This window comes from Stenotrophomonas sp. STEN020 (genome assembly GCF_056760195.1).
The window spans coordinates 1-17172 of sequence record NZ_JBRREI010000021.1; the positions used below are offsets into that span (position 1 = coordinate 1).

Annotated in this window: 16 protein-coding genes; 6 read left to right on the plus strand and 10 right to left on the minus strand. The window is 62.6% G+C overall.

The features are described 5' to 3' along the window. The first annotated feature begins 176 nt into the window (after window positions 1–176). From ACVOLZ_RS10710 to ACVOLZ_RS10720, 3 genes are all read left to right on the plus strand, one after another. A complete protein-coding gene (locus tag ACVOLZ_RS10710; protein ID WP_481516119.1) occupies window positions 177–965 on the plus strand; it encodes a ferredoxin--NADP reductase in 789 nt (262 codons plus the stop codon). A 112-nt stretch (window positions 966–1077) separates the two neighbouring features. Then, window positions 1078–3486 (plus strand): AAA family ATPase, encoded by a 2409-nt coding sequence (locus ACVOLZ_RS10715; RefSeq protein ID WP_481516120.1) that lies wholly within the window; start codon window positions 1078–1080, stop codon window positions 3484–3486. 110 nt (window positions 3487–3596) lie between these two features. Further along, a complete protein-coding gene (locus ACVOLZ_RS10720; RefSeq protein ID WP_481516121.1) occupies window positions 3597–3974 on the plus strand; it encodes a DUF6970 domain-containing protein in 378 nt (125 codons plus the stop codon). 62 nt (window positions 3975–4036) lie between these two features. On the opposite strand, the gene ACVOLZ_RS10725 is transcribed toward ACVOLZ_RS10720, so the two are convergent. Beyond that, window positions 4037–4519 carry a glutathione peroxidase gene (locus ACVOLZ_RS10725; RefSeq protein WP_481516122.1) on the minus strand — a complete coding sequence of 161 codons (483 nt, stop codon included), beginning with the start codon at window positions 4517–4519 and terminating at the stop codon, window positions 4037–4039. 154 nt (window positions 4520–4673) lie between these two features. On the opposite strand from ACVOLZ_RS10725, the gene ACVOLZ_RS10730 reads away from it, so the two are divergent. Further along, window positions 4674–6845, plus strand: a complete 2172-nt coding sequence (locus ACVOLZ_RS10730) for a M3 family metallopeptidase (RefSeq protein ID WP_481516123.1) — start codon at window positions 4674–4676, stop codon at window positions 6843–6845. A gap of 365 nt (window positions 6846–7210) precedes the next feature. On the opposite strand, the gene ACVOLZ_RS10735 is transcribed toward ACVOLZ_RS10730, so the two are convergent. The 7 genes from ACVOLZ_RS10735 to ACVOLZ_RS10765 form a co-directional block, all read right to left on the minus strand. Next, a complete protein-coding gene (locus ACVOLZ_RS10735) occupies window positions 7211–8212 on the minus strand; it encodes an HlyD family secretion protein (protein WP_481516124.1) in 1002 nt (333 codons plus the stop codon). A 9-nt stretch (window positions 8213–8221) separates the two neighbouring features. Then, on the minus strand, window positions 8222–8419 hold the full coding sequence (locus ACVOLZ_RS10740; RefSeq protein ID WP_481516125.1) for a DUF1656 domain-containing protein: 198 nt from the start codon (window positions 8417–8419) through the stop codon (window positions 8222–8224). Continuing rightward, window positions 8409–10550, minus strand: coding sequence for an FUSC family protein (locus tag ACVOLZ_RS10745; protein WP_481516126.1), 2142 nt, complete (start codon window positions 10548–10550; stop codon window positions 8409–8411). Before ACVOLZ_RS10745 ends, ACVOLZ_RS10740 begins: the two co-directional genes overlap by 11 nt. Window positions 10551–10556: 6 nt before the next feature. Continuing rightward, window positions 10557–11051, minus strand: coding sequence for a MarR family winged helix-turn-helix transcriptional regulator (locus ACVOLZ_RS10750; RefSeq protein ID WP_481516127.1), 495 nt, complete (start codon window positions 11049–11051; stop codon window positions 10557–10559). Between the two features lie 87 nt (window positions 11052–11138). After that, a complete protein-coding gene (gene cfa, locus ACVOLZ_RS10755) occupies window positions 11139–12254 on the minus strand; it encodes a cyclopropane fatty acyl phospholipid synthase (RefSeq protein ID WP_481516128.1) in 1116 nt (371 codons plus the stop codon). Window positions 12255–12271: 17 nt separating this feature from the next. Beyond that, a complete protein-coding gene (locus ACVOLZ_RS10760; RefSeq protein WP_481516129.1) occupies window positions 12272–13099 on the minus strand; it encodes a DUF3298 and DUF4163 domain-containing protein in 828 nt (275 codons plus the stop codon). 59 nt (window positions 13100–13158) lie between these two features. Further along, window positions 13159–13452, minus strand: coding sequence for a GNAT family N-acetyltransferase (locus ACVOLZ_RS10765; RefSeq protein ID WP_481516130.1), 294 nt, complete (start codon window positions 13450–13452; stop codon window positions 13159–13161). A 199-nt stretch (window positions 13453–13651) separates the two neighbouring features. Between ACVOLZ_RS10765 and ACVOLZ_RS10770 the strand changes: the two genes are divergently transcribed. Further along, on the plus strand, window positions 13652–13816 hold the full coding sequence (locus ACVOLZ_RS10770; RefSeq protein WP_481508433.1) for a hypothetical protein: 165 nt from the start codon (window positions 13652–13654) through the stop codon (window positions 13814–13816). A gap of 132 nt (window positions 13817–13948) precedes the next feature. Here the strand turns inward: ACVOLZ_RS10770 and ACVOLZ_RS10775 are convergent, their stop codons facing one another. Together ACVOLZ_RS10775 and ACVOLZ_RS10780 are read right to left on the minus strand one after the other, a co-directional pair. Beyond that, a complete protein-coding gene (locus ACVOLZ_RS10775; protein WP_481516131.1) occupies window positions 13949–14569 on the minus strand; it encodes a rhomboid family intramembrane serine protease in 621 nt (206 codons plus the stop codon). Between the two features lie 2 nt (window positions 14570–14571). Further along, window positions 14572–16146, minus strand: coding sequence for a POT-type proton-dependent oligopeptide transporter (locus ACVOLZ_RS10780; protein WP_481516132.1), 1575 nt, complete (start codon window positions 16144–16146; stop codon window positions 14572–14574). 205 nt (window positions 16147–16351) lie between these two features. Here ACVOLZ_RS10780 and ACVOLZ_RS10785 point away from each other — a divergent pair, with 205 nt between their 5' ends. Continuing rightward, entirely contained in the window at window positions 16352–17134 is a 783-nt protein-coding gene (locus ACVOLZ_RS10785) for an endonuclease/exonuclease/phosphatase family protein (protein WP_481516133.1), read from the plus strand. Window positions 17135–17172: the final 38 nt, after the last annotated feature.

Genomic DNA, 17172 nt, shown 5'->3' on the forward strand with positions numbered 1-17172 from the left:
CGGCGCCCGCCGCTTGGGGGCGGCCTGCCCGGGCCCGCTCCCGCTCGTCTTGTGCTCCCCCCGCCCGCCCCCGCCCCCGCCCCCCCCCCCCACTACACAATCCAGTCAAATGAGATTCATTCCCATCTAATGGAAATCGGCTAGAATAGGCGGGTCTCCAATCTACGAATCACGGCATGTCTTCCGCTTTTGGCGCCGAAACGGTGCTTGAAGTCCGTCATTGGACGGACGCCTACTTCAGCTTCTCCACCACCCGTGACAGCGGCTTCCGCTTCGAGAATGGCCAGTTCGTGATGATCGGGCTGGAAAACGAAAACGAAGGCGCCCGCCCGGTGTTGCGTGCCTATTCCATCGCCAGCGCCAACTGGGAAGAGCAGCTGCACTTCTTCAGCATCAAGGTGCAGGAAGGTGCGCTGACCTCGCGTCTGCAGCACCTCAAGCCCGGCGACAAAGTACTGGTCGGCAAGAAGCCCACCGGCACCCTGCTGATCAGTGATCTGCATCCGGGCAAGAACCTCTATCTGCTGGGCACCGGCACCGGCCTGGCGCCGTGGTTGAGCGTGGTCAAGGACCCGGAAACCTACGAGCGCTTCGACAAGGTGATCGTCTGCCACGGTGTGCGCTATGAGAAGGACCTCGCCTACCGCGCGTACTTCGAACAGGAGCTGCCGAACGACGAGATCCTCGGCGACATCGTCCGTGACAAGCTGCTGTATTACCCGGCGGTCACCCGTGAGCCCTTCCCCAACCAGGGCCGTCTGACCTCGCTGATGGAAAGCGGACAGATGCAGGAAGCACTCGGCCTGCCGCAGCTGGACCCGGCCAACGACCGCTTCATGATCTGTGGCAGTCCGCAGATGCTGGCTGACCTGCGCACCGTGCTGGACGCACGTGGCTTCGAGGTCTCCACGCGCATCGGCACCCCGGGCCACTATGTGTTCGAGCGCGCCTTCGTCGAAAAGTAAGGCCTGTAGGGGTTTTACTGACTATTGACTGCTATGAACCCTGACTCTGATGGCGTAGCGTAACGGCCGGATCGCATTGATCCGGCCGTTTTCAGTTCAGGGGAAAGGATTCATGGCTTCAAGTAGTTCCCGCAGCAGCTTCATCGACAACCAACGCAGCGTGCTGCTCGACGAGCTGGCGCAATGCCAGCAGCGTACCGAGACCGCAAAGCAGGCGATGGGCGCTGCTTACCCCGCCGCATGCCAGGCAGCGCAGACGATGCGCCCGGCGTTCGAAGAGGGTCTGGCGCAGGCGCGCCGCAATACCCTGCAACATGGCCGCAAAGGCACCTTGGGGCCAGCGCTGAGTTTGCGCGCGACCTTGGGCAGCGGCGGCGTCCGCACCGTGACCTGGCTGCTGCTGCTCGGCAGCCTCGCGTTGTATGGACCGGTTAGGAACTTCTGCGGCCACCTGTCGTACACACTGCCCTTCCCGGCCAGCACGCTGTTCCTGTTGTTCGTCTACATTCCGCCTGGCCTGGTCCTGTATGCGCTGCTGGTCTGGTTGGGCCGCTACCGCATGTCAAAGCGCAATGCCGCTGCAGGGCTGGCATCGATCGATGCGCTGGGCAAACGCCAGCTGCAGCTGCACGCCTTCGGCAAGAAGAACGACGATGGCCGCAGCCACCCCTACCCTGTCATCCGCGCGCCCGCACCCTCGGTGGAGAAGATGGGCAACAGTTGGCAGCTCGGTGACAAGCACGACAACTCCAACGCGGTGATGGTCGGCGTGAGCACCGATGTCGCCAACGACAAGGACCCCGACATCTTCATCCGCCTACCGCTCAATGGCCACCCCGGCGGCCTCGTACGCGTCCGCGCCGAAGCGGATGAACACGCCGCGACGTGGACTCCAGTGGCCGCCGAACTGGCACCCATGCTGGCACCGCTGGCCCAGCCCATCCTCGACCTGCAGGCATTGAGCGCACCGCACGAGCGCGAGCTGCAGCTTCAGCAATCGCTGCTGGTCCGGCTGGCCTCGCTGGACAAGCTGGAAGCCAACTGGAAGGACGTTGCCATCCCGGAGCAGACCCTGGAACAGGTGATCAAGCTGGTGGACCGCTTTGCCGCCGGCACCCCGCCGCTGCCCAAGGGCATGCTGCTGTGGGGCCCGCCCGGCACCGGCAAGACCCTGATCGCGCGCAAGCTGGCCGAACACGTGGACTGCAACTTCGTCGCAGTGACCATCGCCGACCTGAAGGGCGAACACATCGGCCACACCGGGCCCAAGGTCAAGAAGATCTGGGAGAATGCGCGTAGCAAGGGCCCGACCATTCTGTTCGTGGACGAATGCGAAAGTGCCTTCGCCCGGCGTGGCAGCCGCGACACCGACAATTTCGGCAACGAACTGGTGCAGACCTTCATCGCCGAATGGGATGGTTTCAACCAGGGCAGCGGCAACGTGCTGGTGATTGGCGCCACCAACCGCCAGGAGCTGATTGATGACGCGGTGCTGTCGCGCTTCACTGTTTCCATCGAGCTTGCCGCGCCCAATGCCGAAGCGCGCGAGCGCATCCTGCTGGCTGAGTTCGGCAAGGCCCAACTGGCATTGCCGGTAACCGAAGCACTGGTGCGCGAAACCGCCGGCATGTCCGGCCGCGACCTGTCCACTCTGGTCACCAGCGTGGTTTCCACCCATCCGGCCGGGCGCCCTGCGCAAAGCGATTTCAGCGCTGCCATCGCGCGCCTGCGCGGCAAGAGCTCCACCTCGGTGCAGACGCTGGGTTGGGACGATGTGATCGTGCCGGCCAGCACCCGTGCCGAGTTCGAAAGTCTCGGCAAGGAGTTGCTGCATGCCGAAGAACTGGCGCGGATGAACATCCCGGTGCCACGCGGCATCCTGCTGTATGGCCCGCCCGGCACCGGCAAGACCCAGATCGCGCGCGTACTGGCAAGCCAGTCCGGGCTGTCCTTCATCGCCGCCTCATCGGCGGAGGTCAAGGGCCAGTTCCTCGGCGACGGTGGCGCGCGGGTCAAGCAGCTGTTCGAGAAAGCTCGGGCGCAGGCACCGTGCATCCTGTTCCTCGATGAGATCGACACCATCGCCCCGCCGCGTGGCAGCGGCAACTCGGACAAGTTGAACGCCGAGATCGTCGCCCAGCTGTTGCAGGAACTGGACGGCATCAGCACCAAACAAGGCCAGGTATTCCTGCTTGCAGCCAGCAACCACCTCGAAGCCATCGACAGCGCCCTGCTGTCGCGGTTGGAGCGCAAGATCCAGATCGGCCTGCCAGACATCGACGCGCGCGCCGCCATCCTGCGCCTGCAGCTGGCCGGCAAGCCGCTGGATTTTGCCGTGGACGAGGTGCTTGGCACCTTGGCAGCCGCCACCGAAGGCAGCTCCGGCCGCGACCTGCAGTCACTGGTCACCGCCGCCACCCGCCGCGCCCTGCAACGGGCCATGGCCGAACACGGCGACCCGACCAAGGTGCAGCTGCAACAGAAGGACCTGCTGGACGAAGCGGAGACCGATCCGGTCTAGTTACCATCGCCCGGCGCCACTCAGCGCCGGGCACTCTTTGACACCTCAGCAACAAGCCAAATACCTTGTTCGCGAATTGAGATCGCCCATCTGTCAGCTGGGGTACGAGCATGAATCCGCGATTACTTCTGATCCTGCTTGGTTTATCCGCTACCAACACCTGCTTTGCGGAAGACCCTCCGCCTTTCGTCAAAGCGCTGATCAAACAATATGAGTCAGCCTCGCCCAGCGCGAGTCCCGGCTCGATCTGGCGCTACCAGTACGGCCGCCGCACGGTGTACTACGTACCCATGGGGCGCTGCTGTGACTTTCCGAGTGAGTTATACGAGCGAAATGGGCAGCGAATCTGCTTCCCCAACGGCGGTCTGTCAGGCAGCGGAGATGGTAAATGCCGCGACTTCTTCCAGCAACGAACTGCAGGCACCCGGATCTGGAGCGACCCACGAACAGTCCCGGCAAACGCAGCACCGGTGACGGTGCGCCCATGATTCAAGGTCTGAGAGCCAAGATTGATCCGGTTCTCAACTCAAACTGATCCCGACACCATTCCTCAACCCAACGCAGCCCGGATATCCGCTTCCAACGCCTCCGGGCGCGCGGTCGGCGCGTAGCGGGCAAGCACCTGCCCGTTGCGGCCGATCAGGAACTTGCTGAAGTTCCACTTGATCGCGGCGATGCCCAGCGCGCCGCGCTTCTGCCGCTGCAGCCACTGCCATAGCGGATCGGCATCGGCACCATTGACCTTGAGCTTCGCCGACATCGGAAAACTTACGCCGTAGTTGATGCTACAGAAGTCCTGGATGGCGGCAGCATCGCCCGGCTCCTGATGGCCGAACTGGTCGCAGGGACAGCCCAGCACCACCAGCCCTTGCGGACCCAGTTCCTGCCACAGCTGCTCCAGCCCTTCGTACTGCGGGGTGAAGCCGCACTTGGACGCGGTATTGACGATCAGCAGCGCCTTGCCGTCAAAGGCCGCCAGCGGCAGCGGACTGCCGTCCAGCGCGGTCAGCTCGAAATCGAAGGCATTGGGCATGGCAAGGCTCCAGACAGGATCGCCAGCGTACGCCATCGCGGCGCCAACGGCATGCAAGATGTGGCCTTTCAGCGCAACCATGCCATTCGACACACCCGCGCAGGCGCACCTGCAGGTACCCTGAAAGATCAGCCTTTTTACCGGAGTTTCCGCCTTGAACACCCGTCTCGCCCTCGCCCTTGCCGCGACCCTGGGTCTTGCCCTGCCGGCCTACAGCCAGGCCGCAACCACTGCGACCACCCAGTCGGCCCAGCAGGCCAATCCGTTCTTCGCTGAAAGCCCGCTGCCGCTGCACTACCCGCAGTTCGACAAGATCAAGGACGCCGATTTCGCTCCGGCCTTCGACGCTGGCATGGCCCAGCAGCTGCAGGAAGTGGAAGCGATCGCCAACAACCCGGCCGCTCCCACCTTTGAAAATACCCTGGTCGCGCTGGAAAACAGCGGCGCCGTGCTGGACCGCGCCACTACCGTGTTCTTCGCGCTGATCGGCGCGGACACCAACGACGCGCGCAAGAAGCTGCAGGCAGACTATTCGGCCAAGTTCGCTGCCCACAGCGATGCCATCAACCTCAATGGCAAGCTGTTCTCGCGTATCGAGACCCTGTACAACAACCGCGCCAAGCTGGGCCTGGATGCGGAAAGCCTGCGTCTGGTCGAGAAGTACCGCGACAACTTCGTCCGCGCCGGTGCCAAGCTGGGCGACGCCGACAAGGCCAAGCTCAAGGCGATGAACGCCGAGCTGGCCAACCTGGGCACCAAATTCAGCCAGAACGTGCTGGCCGAGGTCAACGCATCCTTCATCGTGGTTGATGACGTTAAGCAGCTGGACGGCCTGTCGGCCGAGCAGATCGCAGCCGCTGCCGAAGCCGCCAAGGCCCGCAAGCTGGACGGCAAGTACGTCATCGCTCTGCTCAACACCACCGGCCAGCCGCCGCTGACCAACCTGGCCAACCGCGAGCTGCGTCAGAAGATCTACGAAGCCTCGGTCTCGCGTGGCAGCAAGGGTGGCGAGTACGACAACACCGCACTGGTGTCGCGCATCATGACCCTGCGCGCCGAGAAGGCCGCGCTGATGGGCTTCCCGAACTTTGCCACCTATTCGCTGGGCAACCAGACCGCAAAGACCCCGGAAGCAGTCAACGCGATGCTGGGCCAGCTGGCCCCGGCCGCCGTCACCAACGCCAAGCGCGAAGCCGCTGACCTGCAGGCAATGATCGACAGCGAGCAGAAGGCCGCCGGCAAGCCGACGTTCGAGCTGCAGCCGTGGGACTGGGCCTTCTACAGCGAGAAGGTTCGCCAGGCCAAGTACAACTTCGACGAATCCCAGCTCAAGCCCTACTTCGAGCTGAAGAACGTGCTGGAGAACGGCGTGTTCTTCGCCGCCGGCAAGGAATTCGGCCTGAGCTTCAAGCAGCGCACCGACCTGCCGGTCTACCACGACGACGTCACCGTCTATGACGTGTTCGACGCCGATGGCAGCCAGCTGGCCATCTTCATCTTCGATCCGTATGCACGCGAGTCCAAGCGTGGCGGTGCATGGATGAATGCCTATGTGTCGCAGTCGGGCCTGACCGGCGACAAGCCGGTGGTCGCCAACCACCTCAACATTCCCAAGCCGCCGGCCGGCAAGCCGACCCTGCTGACCTGGGACGAAGTGACCACCACCTTCCACGAGTTCGGCCATGCACTGCACGGCATGTTCTCGGACGTGAAGTACCCGTACTTCGCTGGCACCGCGGTGCCGCGTGACTTCGTCGAGTTCCCCTCGCAGGTGAACGAGATGTGGTCCGACGAGCCGACCATCCTGGCCAACTACGCCAAGCACTACCAGAACGGCTCGGCGATGCCGCAGGCGCTGCTGGACAAGGTGATTGCCGCGTCCAAGTTCAACCAGGGCTTTGCCACCACCGAATACCTGGGCGCCGCGATGCTGGACCAGAACTGGCACCAGATCGGTGTTGGCCAGATCCCGGCACCGAAGGACGTGATGAAGTTCGAGCATGAAGCGCTGGTCAAGGACGGCATCTATTACGCGCCGGTCCCGCCGCGCTACAAGACCCCGTACTTCAGCCACATCATGGGCGGCTACTCGGCCGGCTACTACGCCTACATCTGGTCGGAAGTACTGGATGCCAACACCCAGAAGTGGTTCCGCGAGAATGGTGGCCTGTCGCGCGCCAACGGCGACCATTTCCGCAAGACCCTGCTGTCCAAGGGCGGCAGCGTTGATGCGATGGAATTGTTCCGCAACTTCGCCGGCCATGAGCCGCAGATCGAGCCGTTGCTGGAGAAGCGCGGTTTGACCACCGGTGCTGCTGCAAAGTAAGCAGTTGCTGGTTGTGATGGAATGAAAACGCCCGGCTTTGCCGGGCGTTTTCTTTTGCTTGGTACGGCCAGATCAAAAGCTCCCCTCATCCGCCCTCCGGGCACCTTCTCCCGCAAGCGGGAGAAGGGAGTGATCTGGCACCGCGAGGCTCTGATACATTGCTTGCGCGCACGCATTGCGCGACGAACCTTCAGCTCAAGCAACATCCGGCTTTCCCTTCTCCCGCGGGCGGGAGAAGGTGCCCGGAGGGCGGATGAGGGTGCTTTGTGCTTCTGGCTTTGTGCTTCTGGCTTTGTGCTTCTGGCTTTGTGCTTCTGGCTTCGTTCAACCAGCATCCGGTCAGCAAAAAAAAAACCTACCACGCCCTACCGCCCACGCTCCACAATCACCGTAGCGGTCATGCCATTGGCCAGCACAACGCCCTTCGCAAACGAACCCGCATCCAGCTTGATCCGTACCGGAATCCGCTGCGCCAAGCGCACCCAGTTGTAGGTCGGATTCACATTGGCCAGCAGATCACTGCCAGTCGGACTGTCCGCATCGGTGATGCCGTGCGAAATGCTTTCGATATGCCCATGCAACTCTTGCCCGCTCATCAGCTGCACGCGCGTGCCGTCGCCCACATGCAGCTGCGCCAGCTTGGTCTCTTCGAAATATCCGTATACCCAGAAGGATTCGGTATCGATCACCGCCAGTTTGGCCGCACCAGCAGTGGCGTAGTCACCCTGCCGTACTTCCAGGTTGGTGACATAGCCATCCACCGGCGCGCGCACCTGGGTGCGCTCCAGATTCAACTCTGCCGTATCCAGCGCCGCCTGTGCCTGCTCTACCGCAGCCATTGCCTGCTGCTGCGAAGCACTGGCTTGTTGCCGGCTTGCCTGTGCCTGCGCAACACCTGCACGTGCGGCTTGTGCGGCACTCAGCGCATCGGTACGCGCTTCTTCGGAGATCAAACTGCCAGTGATGCGCTGGCGACGTTCGTACTGCTGCTCGTAGCGGCTGGCATTCGCACTCTGCTGCGCGGCACCGGCTGCTGCAACCTGGATGCTTGCACCCGCTGCGCGCGCCGATGCCTGAGCGGCGGCCAGGTTGCCGCGCGCCTGATTCAAGGCGTTCTGGTAGCGCGCCGGGTCGATCTGGTACAGCACCTCACCGCGCTTCACCAACTGGTTGTCGCGCACCGCCACCGCGCTGACCGGACCTGAAACATCCGGCGCCACCCGCACCACTTCCGCGCGCAGGCGACCTTCACGGGTCCACGGCGAGTACATGTAATGGCGCCACATCGCCATCGCGATCAGGGCGGCAATCACCACTGCCCCTGCAGTGATGGAGAAACGAAGAATGGATTGGACTTTGGGGGTCATGGGGAGGTCTCAGAACAGCAGCAGGCCGAAGCCACCAAACAAACAGATGAAGATCGCGGTACGGAACAAGGCCGGGTGCCAGACATTGCGATACCAGCCACGACGGCCGGCCAAGGTATCCAGCGCCCACAGCACAATGCAGATCACTACAAACAACAACAGCAAGCCCGGAAACAGGGTTCCCGCAAATGCGATTTCAATAGGCATGGCGAGCCGTCTCCTGGCTTGAATCGAGTGGCGTGATGTAGGTCGCCATCACCGAGCTGTCATCCACCATGGCCAGACGCACCAAGCGCAGGTGCAGCAACACGCGCGCAGCAACGCCCCCGTCCTTTGCTTGGCTGCGGGCAAGCTCGATGCCGGCGTTCAGCACGCCGTCGGCGCGTTGCCATGCCTGTGCGCTGGGCGCTGCAAAGAAGCCAGACAGCGCCAGCACCACCTCGTCAACACGTTGATGCAACTGTGTCGATGCCGGCTCGTGGGCGACATCCTGGCGCAGATGGATCAGCGCACGGCCAGTTTCATTGACCGCCAAGGCCCAGGCCAGCTGCACGCGTGATTCCTCGCTGCCCTCTGCGGTGTGGATGACGATCTGATGCAACAAATCACTATTGATGCTTTCAAAACGATTTTGCAGGCCACGCAGCGGTGCCTGCGCCGCCAAGCCCACCTGTGCGCGCAAGCCGGCCATCTGTCGCCGCCGCAGCCACGCCGTGCCTACCAGCGGCGGTATCAGCGCAAAACTCAACACCGCCGCCCCCAGTGCGATTATCTGCGAGGTTCCCTCATTGAAGAAGCGCACAGGGTCAAAGGTGTGCGTGGCGGTGATGGCCAGGATGCCGACCAAGCCCATCGTATAGCCCAGGCCGAACACAGCCAGCTTGGGTCGACTGGCCATGTAGGGACCGACCATGAAGAACGGCAGCAATCCAGCAACCAGCAAGGTGAAGCCTTCCATCCGGGTCAACACCATGTAGTCGCAGAAATAAGCCGTCAGCACACCGACCAGAAACCCCCAGGCCACCTTGCCGGTCATCTGCGCGGCATTGGGCATGGTCGCGAACAGACCGGAGAATATGGTCGCCAAGAGCATAACGTTCACCGCCATCGCCCAGCCGCTGGCGGCCCACAACGCGCCCAACACCAACATGGTGATGGCAGTGCGGGTGAACGCCACTGCGGCACCGAGATAGTCATTGCCACGAATGAAGTGCGCGCGCGCATCCTCCTCGGTTGGCGCCACCTGCAGGGTCAGCTGCCGCCGTGCATGCACGTACAGCTCAAGTTCCTTGACGAAACGCCGCAGCAACTGCGCGCCTACATCAAAGTCCTCGACCAGCGCAGCAGCGCCCAACGCGCCGCGCAGTTGGGTGGCGCTTATGGCCAGGTTTCTACGCACCTGATGGATCTGCTCTGCCAACTGCGCGGGCGACTGCTCACTCGCCTGCAAGGCCGCGCCCAGCGGCTGATACAAGGCCTGCAAGGCCCTGCCGGCTGCTGGATCAGGCTGCCGCAGCAGGCGATTGATAAGGTGATGCAACGACTGGAAGCTGGTCGATGCAGCCATGAACCGCTGGTTGAAACGCTGCAGGTGCGCGCTGCGTGCACGCGCTTCACCGTCCTCGAAGATCACCGAACTGCGCAGGTCTTCCAGCGCCACTGCATCACGCACCACCCGCAGATGGACCTGTTCCATGCGCTCGCGCGGCACCTCGCCAAGCAACGCGTTGCGCATGAAACCCAAGAAGTTCTGGTACTGGCTGTTCACCGCCGTACGCAAGGTGTCACGCAGGCGCACTGGGAACAAGGTGTCGCTGATCACCGCGGTCACCAGCAGCCCAAGCAACACCTCGCTGATGCGCGCCACCGCCGAATCGAAAACCTGCCCCGGATGGGTGGAGATCACCGGCAAGGCGATGATGGCTGCGGTATAGCCGGCCAGCACGAAAGCATAGGACTTGAAGTTGCGATGCAAGGTGGCCCCGGCAGTGCAGCCGGCGATCCACAGCGCCATCAACAACAGGAACGGCTCGCGCTGCTGCGGGAACAAAGCCACGATCAGCAGCGCACCGGCCGCACCCACAAGGGTGCCAAGAACCCGGTAAAAGGCCTTGGCCAGCACCATGCCGCTTTGCCGGTGCATGACGATGACCGTGGTCATCATTGCCGTACCCGGTTGCGGCAGCTGCAGGCGCATCGCCAACCAGCCGGTCAGGAAGAAGGCCACGGTCGTGCGCAGCACGAACAGCCAGGTGTCGGCCTCGCCCTTGAGAAAACCGCGCATGCCGGCATGCCAAGGCGTTGCCGGCAGGCTTGCCGATGATGGAGTTGTGGCCATGACTGCTCAGCCCGCCTCGATGCCGTCCAGCATCTTTTTCAGCAGGCGCTCGAGCTGGTGCTGCTCGCCCTCGTCCAGGCCTTGCACCTGCATGACCAACAGCTCCGCCATCTTTGGCAACAGGTTCTGTATGCACGCAAGACCGGCTGCGGTCAGATGCAGCCCCAATTTGCGCCGGTCATTGGCGTCCGGAATACGTTCCAGCAGACCTTTGTTGCACAGTTGATCGGTGAGCCGGGTGATGTTCGCTGACTTCTCGATCGCTGCTTCGGCCAACTCCGATGGGGTCATTGGATGCCCCGGCGTGCCGTACAGCATCATCAGGATGATGTATTCGGCATGGCTGAGTTCGAAGTCGCGCAATACCGCGTTGGCGCGGTCATGGACGGTCTTGTAGATGCCCTTGACCAAGCGGACCAGTATTGCGGGTTCACGCGGAAATCCAGGCCAACGGGCGCAGGTGGCATCAATCCGGGTTTCGGTCGCGTCAAAGCTGCTCATAGATCCGGCTCATCCAAGGATGAGGCAGATAATACACAACTGAAATATAAACTTATAAAACAGTTTTGCGGCTACAGCGTTCTACATTCAGCGTGGCGCCAGATAGCCCTCGCGAACCCCGCGCGGCGACAACAGCAATTGCCATAGCTGTGAGTGACGGGTGCGGAAGGTCGCCATAGAAGCAGCCAGGTAGAACCGCCACATGCGCCGGAAGCGCTCGTCATAGCGCGCATCAAGCAGCTCCCAGGCCGCTTCCACGTTGTCGCGCCAGGCCTGCAGGGTACGGTCATAGTCGGTACCGAAGTTGTGCCAGTCCTCCAGTACGAACAGCCCTTCCATCGCATGGGTGATCTGCGCGGCCGAAGGCAGCATCGAGTTGGGGAAGATGTATCTGGCGATCCACGGATCGGTGCGCTCGCGGCTGACATTGGTACCAATGCTGTGCAGCAGGAACAGGCCCTGCTCGCCCAGACAGCGCCGGGCGACCTCGAAGTAGCTGCGGTAATTCTTGACCCCGACGTGTTCGAACATGCCTACCGAGAACACCGCATCGAAATGCTCGTCCAGCTCGCGGTAGTCCTGCAGCCGGATTTCGATCGGCAGCCCTGCGCATAGCTGGCGGGCAAATTCGGCCTGCTCCTGCGAGATGGTCACGCCCACCCCCTGTACGCCATAGCGCTCGGCGGCGAACTTGAGCGCCTCGCCCCAGCCACAACCGATATCCAGCACGCGCATGCCCGGCTGCAGGCCAAGCTTGCGACAGATCAGTTCGAGCTTGGCTTCCTGCGCGTCGTCCAGATTACTGGCATCGCGCCAGTAGCCGCAGCTGTACACCAGCCGCTTGCCGAGCATGGCCCGGTACAGATCGTTGCCGAGGTCGTAATGGCGCTTGCCTACCTCGTAGCTGCCCTGCCCGCTCTGCAGGTTGAACAGCTTGGCCTTGAGCGCGTCCCATACTTCGCCGCTGCCGTGCACGCGCTCATCAAGCCGCGCGTCGAGCAGGTGGGTGAGCAGGCCATCCAGCGAATGTGCCTGCCACCATCCTTCCATATAGCTCTCGCCCAGCCCGAGCGAGCCGTCGGCCAGCACCCGCGCATAGAAGCGCGGGTCGAGGATGTCCAGGTCCTGCGGCCTATCACCGCCGGGGGTGATATCGGCTTCCTGCAGCAGTGCTTCCACACGTCGTTGCAGCCCTGCATCCATCACTGACCTCCTGTGTTTCAGGGGTGCGCGAACAGCCCCTGGTAAGCCGCCGCCACATGCGGCAACAACACCGCCGCCGGCACATCCACCGTCTGCGTGCCATCCGAGTACGGCCCCACCTGGTAGGGCGGGAACACGAAGCGCAGCGCCGAAATCTTGCCAGCCGCATCCAGCACCGGCTGGAATTGGCCGAAGTTGGTGGCATCGGCGGTAGTGCCTTCGTCGATCATCTTGGACAGGTTGCGGACCTGGGCCTGCTGCTCTTCCGGCGACATATCCTCACCCTGGGCACGCACCGTAGCCTGCTCCAGCAGCTTGTCCTCGGTGAAATCACTGATCGCCTGCCAACCCTTGGCCGAGGTAATGAGGTCTTCTGCCTTGAGCAACTGCTGCTGCTCGGGCAGCCATACAAAACGGGCCACCAGCGGCTGGCCGTGAGCGCCACCGGTATAGCTGCTGCCATCGGCGGACACAGCGACCACCGCAGGCGACTCCACCAGCATGTCGAAGGCCAGTGACAGTTCGTACGGCGCGGTGGGCTTGTCGTTGCCGAGTTCGGCCACCGCCTTCAACAGGTCGGCCTTGGCGTGGCCGGCATAGTCGCTCAGCGCATTGGCCAGGCCCGGGTACTTGGTGGCTGCCGGCGGGTAGCTGATACCAATGACATAGCTCGGGGTGTTCTCAATCACATCGCGCAGATCAGCTGCCGCAGATGCGACCGCAACCGGTGCCTGCACCGGTTCCGCGGCCGGTGCGCTTGGCGCACCTTGCTCATCCTGCTTGCAGCCAGCCAATGCCAACAGCAGTACCGCTGCAGCAGACGATCCCCGTACCAACCTGTTCATGCCCTTTCATCCCTTGGATTTTGTGCGGCCGCCCGGTCGGGCTTGGCCATGCCAGCGAATTATCCCAGCAGGTCCGCGTATTCGCCATGACGTTGCATGAAAGTGGCGGCATAGGCGCAGGCCGGTATCACCTTCCAGCCAGCTGCACGCGCATGCTCCAGCGCGAAGCGGGTCAACGCTGCGGCAATGCCGCGGCCGCCGATGGCTTCGGGCACCCCGGTATGGGTGATGACCATGACGCCGTCGTCCAGCTCGTAGTCCAGTACGGCGCGCTGGCCATCGACCAAGGTCTGGAACCGGCTTGCAGCTGCATCATGTTCGATGTCTGGGGCTGACGACTTGTTCAAGCTCATGGCTACTCCTGCGGAACGCGGTGGTTTTGGTGAAAGCGACGTGATGACGCGAGCTACCGGTCGGAAGCGCCACTTTGCGTCACTTTCCGACATTGGCGCCGGCAGCGCCACCGCAATCAAAGCATGGACTGTGTCTCAAAATATGGCACGGGATTTGCTGCGTATACCCTCAAACGACAAACAGCAGGCAGGGTGTCCCATGTTCGACAACGACCGCACGATGCAGATCCCGTCCAACGACCATGACTCGACCTTGCTGGAGGGCCTGTTCCAGCTGGCCGTCGCCGGCGACACCAGCGGCTGGGAATTCAAGAAGATCGACAGCGAAGTCTATTCACGGCTGCTCGACAGCTACGCCGCCTGAGCCGGCTCCAAGCGTTGACGCGCGGCGCGCCCAAGGCGCAGCTGCCGTAACGAAGAGGGGCCGCGACGACACAATGCGCGCGGCCCCAGACCAGATGGGCGAGCGACGCCCCTGACCTCTTCCTTCCCCCGATCAGAAGCGGAAAGTAGGATTCATCAGACTCTGCAGGAAGTGCTGCAGCAGCTCCGGCTCCATGATCAGCATGAACATCACACCGAACGCCGCACCGGCCAGGTGCGCGCTGTGATTGACGTTGTCCTTGCCCTTCTTGTCCATCCAGATGCTGTAACCGACGTAGAACGCGGCATACAGAATGGCCGGGGCCGGGATGAACATCACCAGGATCAGCTTCCACGGCGCGATCAGGATGTAGGCAAACAGCACTGCCGACACCGCTCCTGAAGCACCCAGGCTCAGATAGTTCGGGTTCTTCTGGTTCTTCAAGTAGGTCGGCAGGATCGATACCACCAGCGCCGCCAGGTAGAACAGCGGATAGACCCACCATTGCCCGGTGATTCCGAGCATGATGACCTCGATCGAGCGGCCGAAGAAGTACAGGGTCACCATGTTGAACAACAGGTGGCCGAAATCGGCATGGATGAACCCATAGGTCACCAGCCGGTCGTACTGCTTGTGCTTGTCGATGGCCGGCGGCCACAGGATCAGCCGGTCAGCCAGTTTGCGATTGTTGAACGCCATCCACGACACCAGTGCGGTGATGGCGATCAGGATCAGGGTAATCGGTCCTTGCATGGTCAAACCGCCCGGTAGTTGTCGACGACTTTATACCGTCGCGCATACCAGCCGAAAGCCAATGCCGCCAACAGCGCGAAGCCGGCGAAGAAGAACATCTGGAATGCCGTGACGCTCAAACCGGTGGTGGCGATACTGCCGTTCACCGCGTCGTTCCGTACCGCGAAATTGGCCAGCAGCACCCACAGGTTGCCGATGGTGGTGGTCAGGTTCCAGAAACTCATCACCACGCCCTTCATTGACTGCGGCGCCTGGCTGTAAGCGAACTCAAGGCCGGTGGCCGAAACCAGCACCTCGCCCAAGGTGAGCAGTGCATACGGCAGCACCTGCCAAACAATGGACATCGGCTCGCCGCCATCCATGACTACCTGGATGCCGCCAATCGCGATCCAGGCCAGGCCACTGAACGCGATACCCGCGGTCATCCGCCGCAATGCGGTCGGCTCCCAGCCCATCCGCGCAAGCATCGGGTACAGCACAAGGTTGTTGAACGGGATAAGGATCATCACCAGCGCCGGATTCAAGGCCTGCATCTGCCCCGCTTGGAACCAGCCCGGCTTGGTCATTTCCGCGCCCTGGATGACCCAGGTGGACGCTTTCTGGTCGAACAACGAATGGAACGGGGTGACCAGGGCAAAAATCACCAAGACGCGCAGTACGCTGCGCACACCGTCGACGGCTGCATCAGGGTGGGGGCCACGGGCACGGTCCAGCTGCAACCATGCGCCGCCGCCAATGAAGGCGATCACCACCACCAGCGCGATACAGGCAGCAATCACAAAGCCCAGCACCGGGGTCATGGCCAGCGAGACCACCGCAGCTACCAGGCCGAGCCCTGCCAGCAGCAAGCCCGGCCGGCCCTTGCCGGCCTTGTGCGCGAACAGCGCGGTGCGGATGACCTTGCTGAAGGAATGCGGGTCATCGGCCATGTCCGGCTTGATCAGCACGTACTTCTTGCGGCCCAGCCAGAACACGAACGTGGCGATGAACATCAGCAGGCCGGGAATACCGAATGCCACCGACGGGCCGTAGCTGGCCAACAACAGCGGCATCGTGAGCGATGCGAACAACGAGCCGAAATTGATGATCCAGTAGAAGGCATCGAAGACCTTCTTGGCCAGATGCTTGTTGCTCTGGTCGAACTGGTCACCGACGAAGGAGGCGACCAGCGGCTTGATGCCACCAGCGCCAAAAGCGATCAGGCCAAGGCCGGCGAAGAAGCCCATGCGGTTGTCTTCAAACACCGCCAGGAAAGCATGACCCAGGCAGTAAACCAAGCTGAAACACAGAATGGTGTTGTACTTGCCGAAGAAGCGATCCGCGACCCACCCACCCAGCAGCGGGAAGAAATACACACCGATCATGAAGGTGTGCATCAGATCCTTGGCCGCCAACGCCCGCTCACCCGAATCCAGGATGTGCTGCAGCAGGGTCGAGGTGATCAGGAACTGCACCAGGATGTTGCGCATCCCGTAGAAGCTGAACCGCTCGCAGCCCTCGTTGCCGATGATGTATGGGATTTGGCGAGGCATCCGCCCCTTGGGCGCGGGTGAAGCTGCTACGTGGCTGGTCGTCATCTGCGGGCGATCCGTGAATACAAAGGTTGCAAGCGTAACGCATCAAGCCGCCCGTCAGACCGGTTCGGCCACGTAAAACACCTACCGCCCACACCGGCAAAACCCTAGTACGCGCACCTGCACGCCCCTTCTACGCCGCAAGCACTAACATGACAGTCCCTCATTTCGAGGCGTTGCAATGCTGCGCTGGGGTTGTTTTGGACTGTTGGTCCTGTCATTTGGCGTCATGGCCGAGCCGGTGCTGCCGGTCATCAAGGTAGCCAACCTGCGCCTACCCGACAGCGGTGAAATCTGGGCCGGCCAGCGTGAGCGGATCGCCGCACTGATGGAAGACCTACGGCCGGACGTGATCGTGGTACAAGACGTGCGTCAACTGGCCAGCACCCCCAATCCCGCCTGCTGGCTGGGGACCCGCCTCAAGTACAGCTGCGACTTCATCAGCGCCGACCGACCCAGCCAACCTGTGCGGCGCGGCAATGCGGTGCTGACCCGCCTGCAGGCAGAGCAGGACGGCATCACCCTTCTGCACGGTGACGACGCCCCCACCGCCGCCGGCATGCAGCGTCTGCAATTGCAGCAGGCGCAGCTGAATATCTACGCTGCCAGCATGTGCCCAAGCGACAACAGCTCCGTTGCGCGCGGCCACCAGGCCGCCGATCTGCGCTCATGGATGGATGCCACCGCCGACGGCCTGCCTTCACTGATCATCGGTGACTTTGCCGCACCCACCGAGGAACTGGTGCGGCAGCTACCGGGTTATCAGCCAGCGCGCAGGAACCCCTCTACCCGTCATGGCGAAGCCCGCCTGTCCGCCGACAGCCAGCACGGCATGGACGTGCTGTACCAGGTCCGCAGCTTCGCCGATATCACCCAGCAGCAAGTTCGCCTACCGGCCAGCGATGCGCAGCCAGCGCCCGAGCCGCTGGGCATGATGGCGACGCTGCGTATTACCCGGATACCAGAGGCTGCTGCCGTCGAGCAGCCGTGAAGTAGCACAGAGCTTGCCTGTAGGAGCGGCGTAAGCCG

What these genes read in the sequence shown, in the direction of transcription:
- cfa (WP_481516128.1), bottom strand. Translation starts at nt 12,254, where the DNA reads ATGGATGCAGGGCTGCAACGACGTGTGGAAGCACTGCTGCAGGAAGCC.
- ACVOLZ_RS10745 (WP_481516126.1), bottom strand. Translation starts at nt 10,550, where the DNA reads ATGGCCACAACTCCATCATCGGCAAGCCTGCCGGCAACGCCTTGGCAT.
- ACVOLZ_RS10710 (WP_481516119.1), top strand. Translation starts at nt 177, where the DNA reads ATGTCTTCCGCTTTTGGCGCCGAAACGGTGCTTGAAGTCCGTCATTGG.
- ACVOLZ_RS10750 (WP_481516127.1), bottom strand. Translation starts at nt 11,051, where the DNA reads ATGAGCAGCTTTGACGCGACCGAAACCCGGATTGATGCCACCTGCGCC.
- ACVOLZ_RS10735 (WP_481516124.1), bottom strand. Translation starts at nt 8,212, where the DNA reads ATGACCCCCAAAGTCCAATCCATTCTTCGTTTCTCCATCACTGCAGGG.
- ACVOLZ_RS10780 (WP_481516132.1), bottom strand. Translation starts at nt 16,146, where the DNA reads ATGACGACCAGCCACGTAGCAGCTTCACCCGCGCCCAAGGGGCGGATG.
- ACVOLZ_RS10740 (WP_481516125.1), bottom strand. Translation starts at nt 8,419, where the DNA reads ATGCCTATTGAAATCGCATTTGCGGGAACCCTGTTTCCGGGCTTGCTG.
- ACVOLZ_RS10760 (WP_481516129.1), bottom strand. Translation starts at nt 13,099, where the DNA reads ATGAACAGGTTGGTACGGGGATCGTCTGCTGCAGCGGTACTGCTGTTG.
- ACVOLZ_RS10725 (WP_481516122.1), bottom strand. Translation starts at nt 4,519, where the DNA reads ATGCCCAATGCCTTCGATTTCGAGCTGACCGCGCTGGACGGCAGTCCG.
- ACVOLZ_RS10775 (WP_481516131.1), bottom strand. Translation starts at nt 14,569, where the DNA reads ATGCAAGGACCGATTACCCTGATCCTGATCGCCATCACCGCACTGGTG.
- ACVOLZ_RS10770 (WP_481508433.1), top strand. Translation starts at nt 13,652, where the DNA reads ATGTTCGACAACGACCGCACGATGCAGATCCCGTCCAACGACCATGAC.
- ACVOLZ_RS10765 (WP_481516130.1), bottom strand. Translation starts at nt 13,452, where the DNA reads ATGAGCTTGAACAAGTCGTCAGCCCCAGACATCGAACATGATGCAGCT.
- ACVOLZ_RS10715 (WP_481516120.1), top strand. Translation starts at nt 1,078, where the DNA reads ATGGCTTCAAGTAGTTCCCGCAGCAGCTTCATCGACAACCAACGCAGC.
- ACVOLZ_RS10720 (WP_481516121.1), top strand. Translation starts at nt 3,597, where the DNA reads ATGAATCCGCGATTACTTCTGATCCTGCTTGGTTTATCCGCTACCAAC.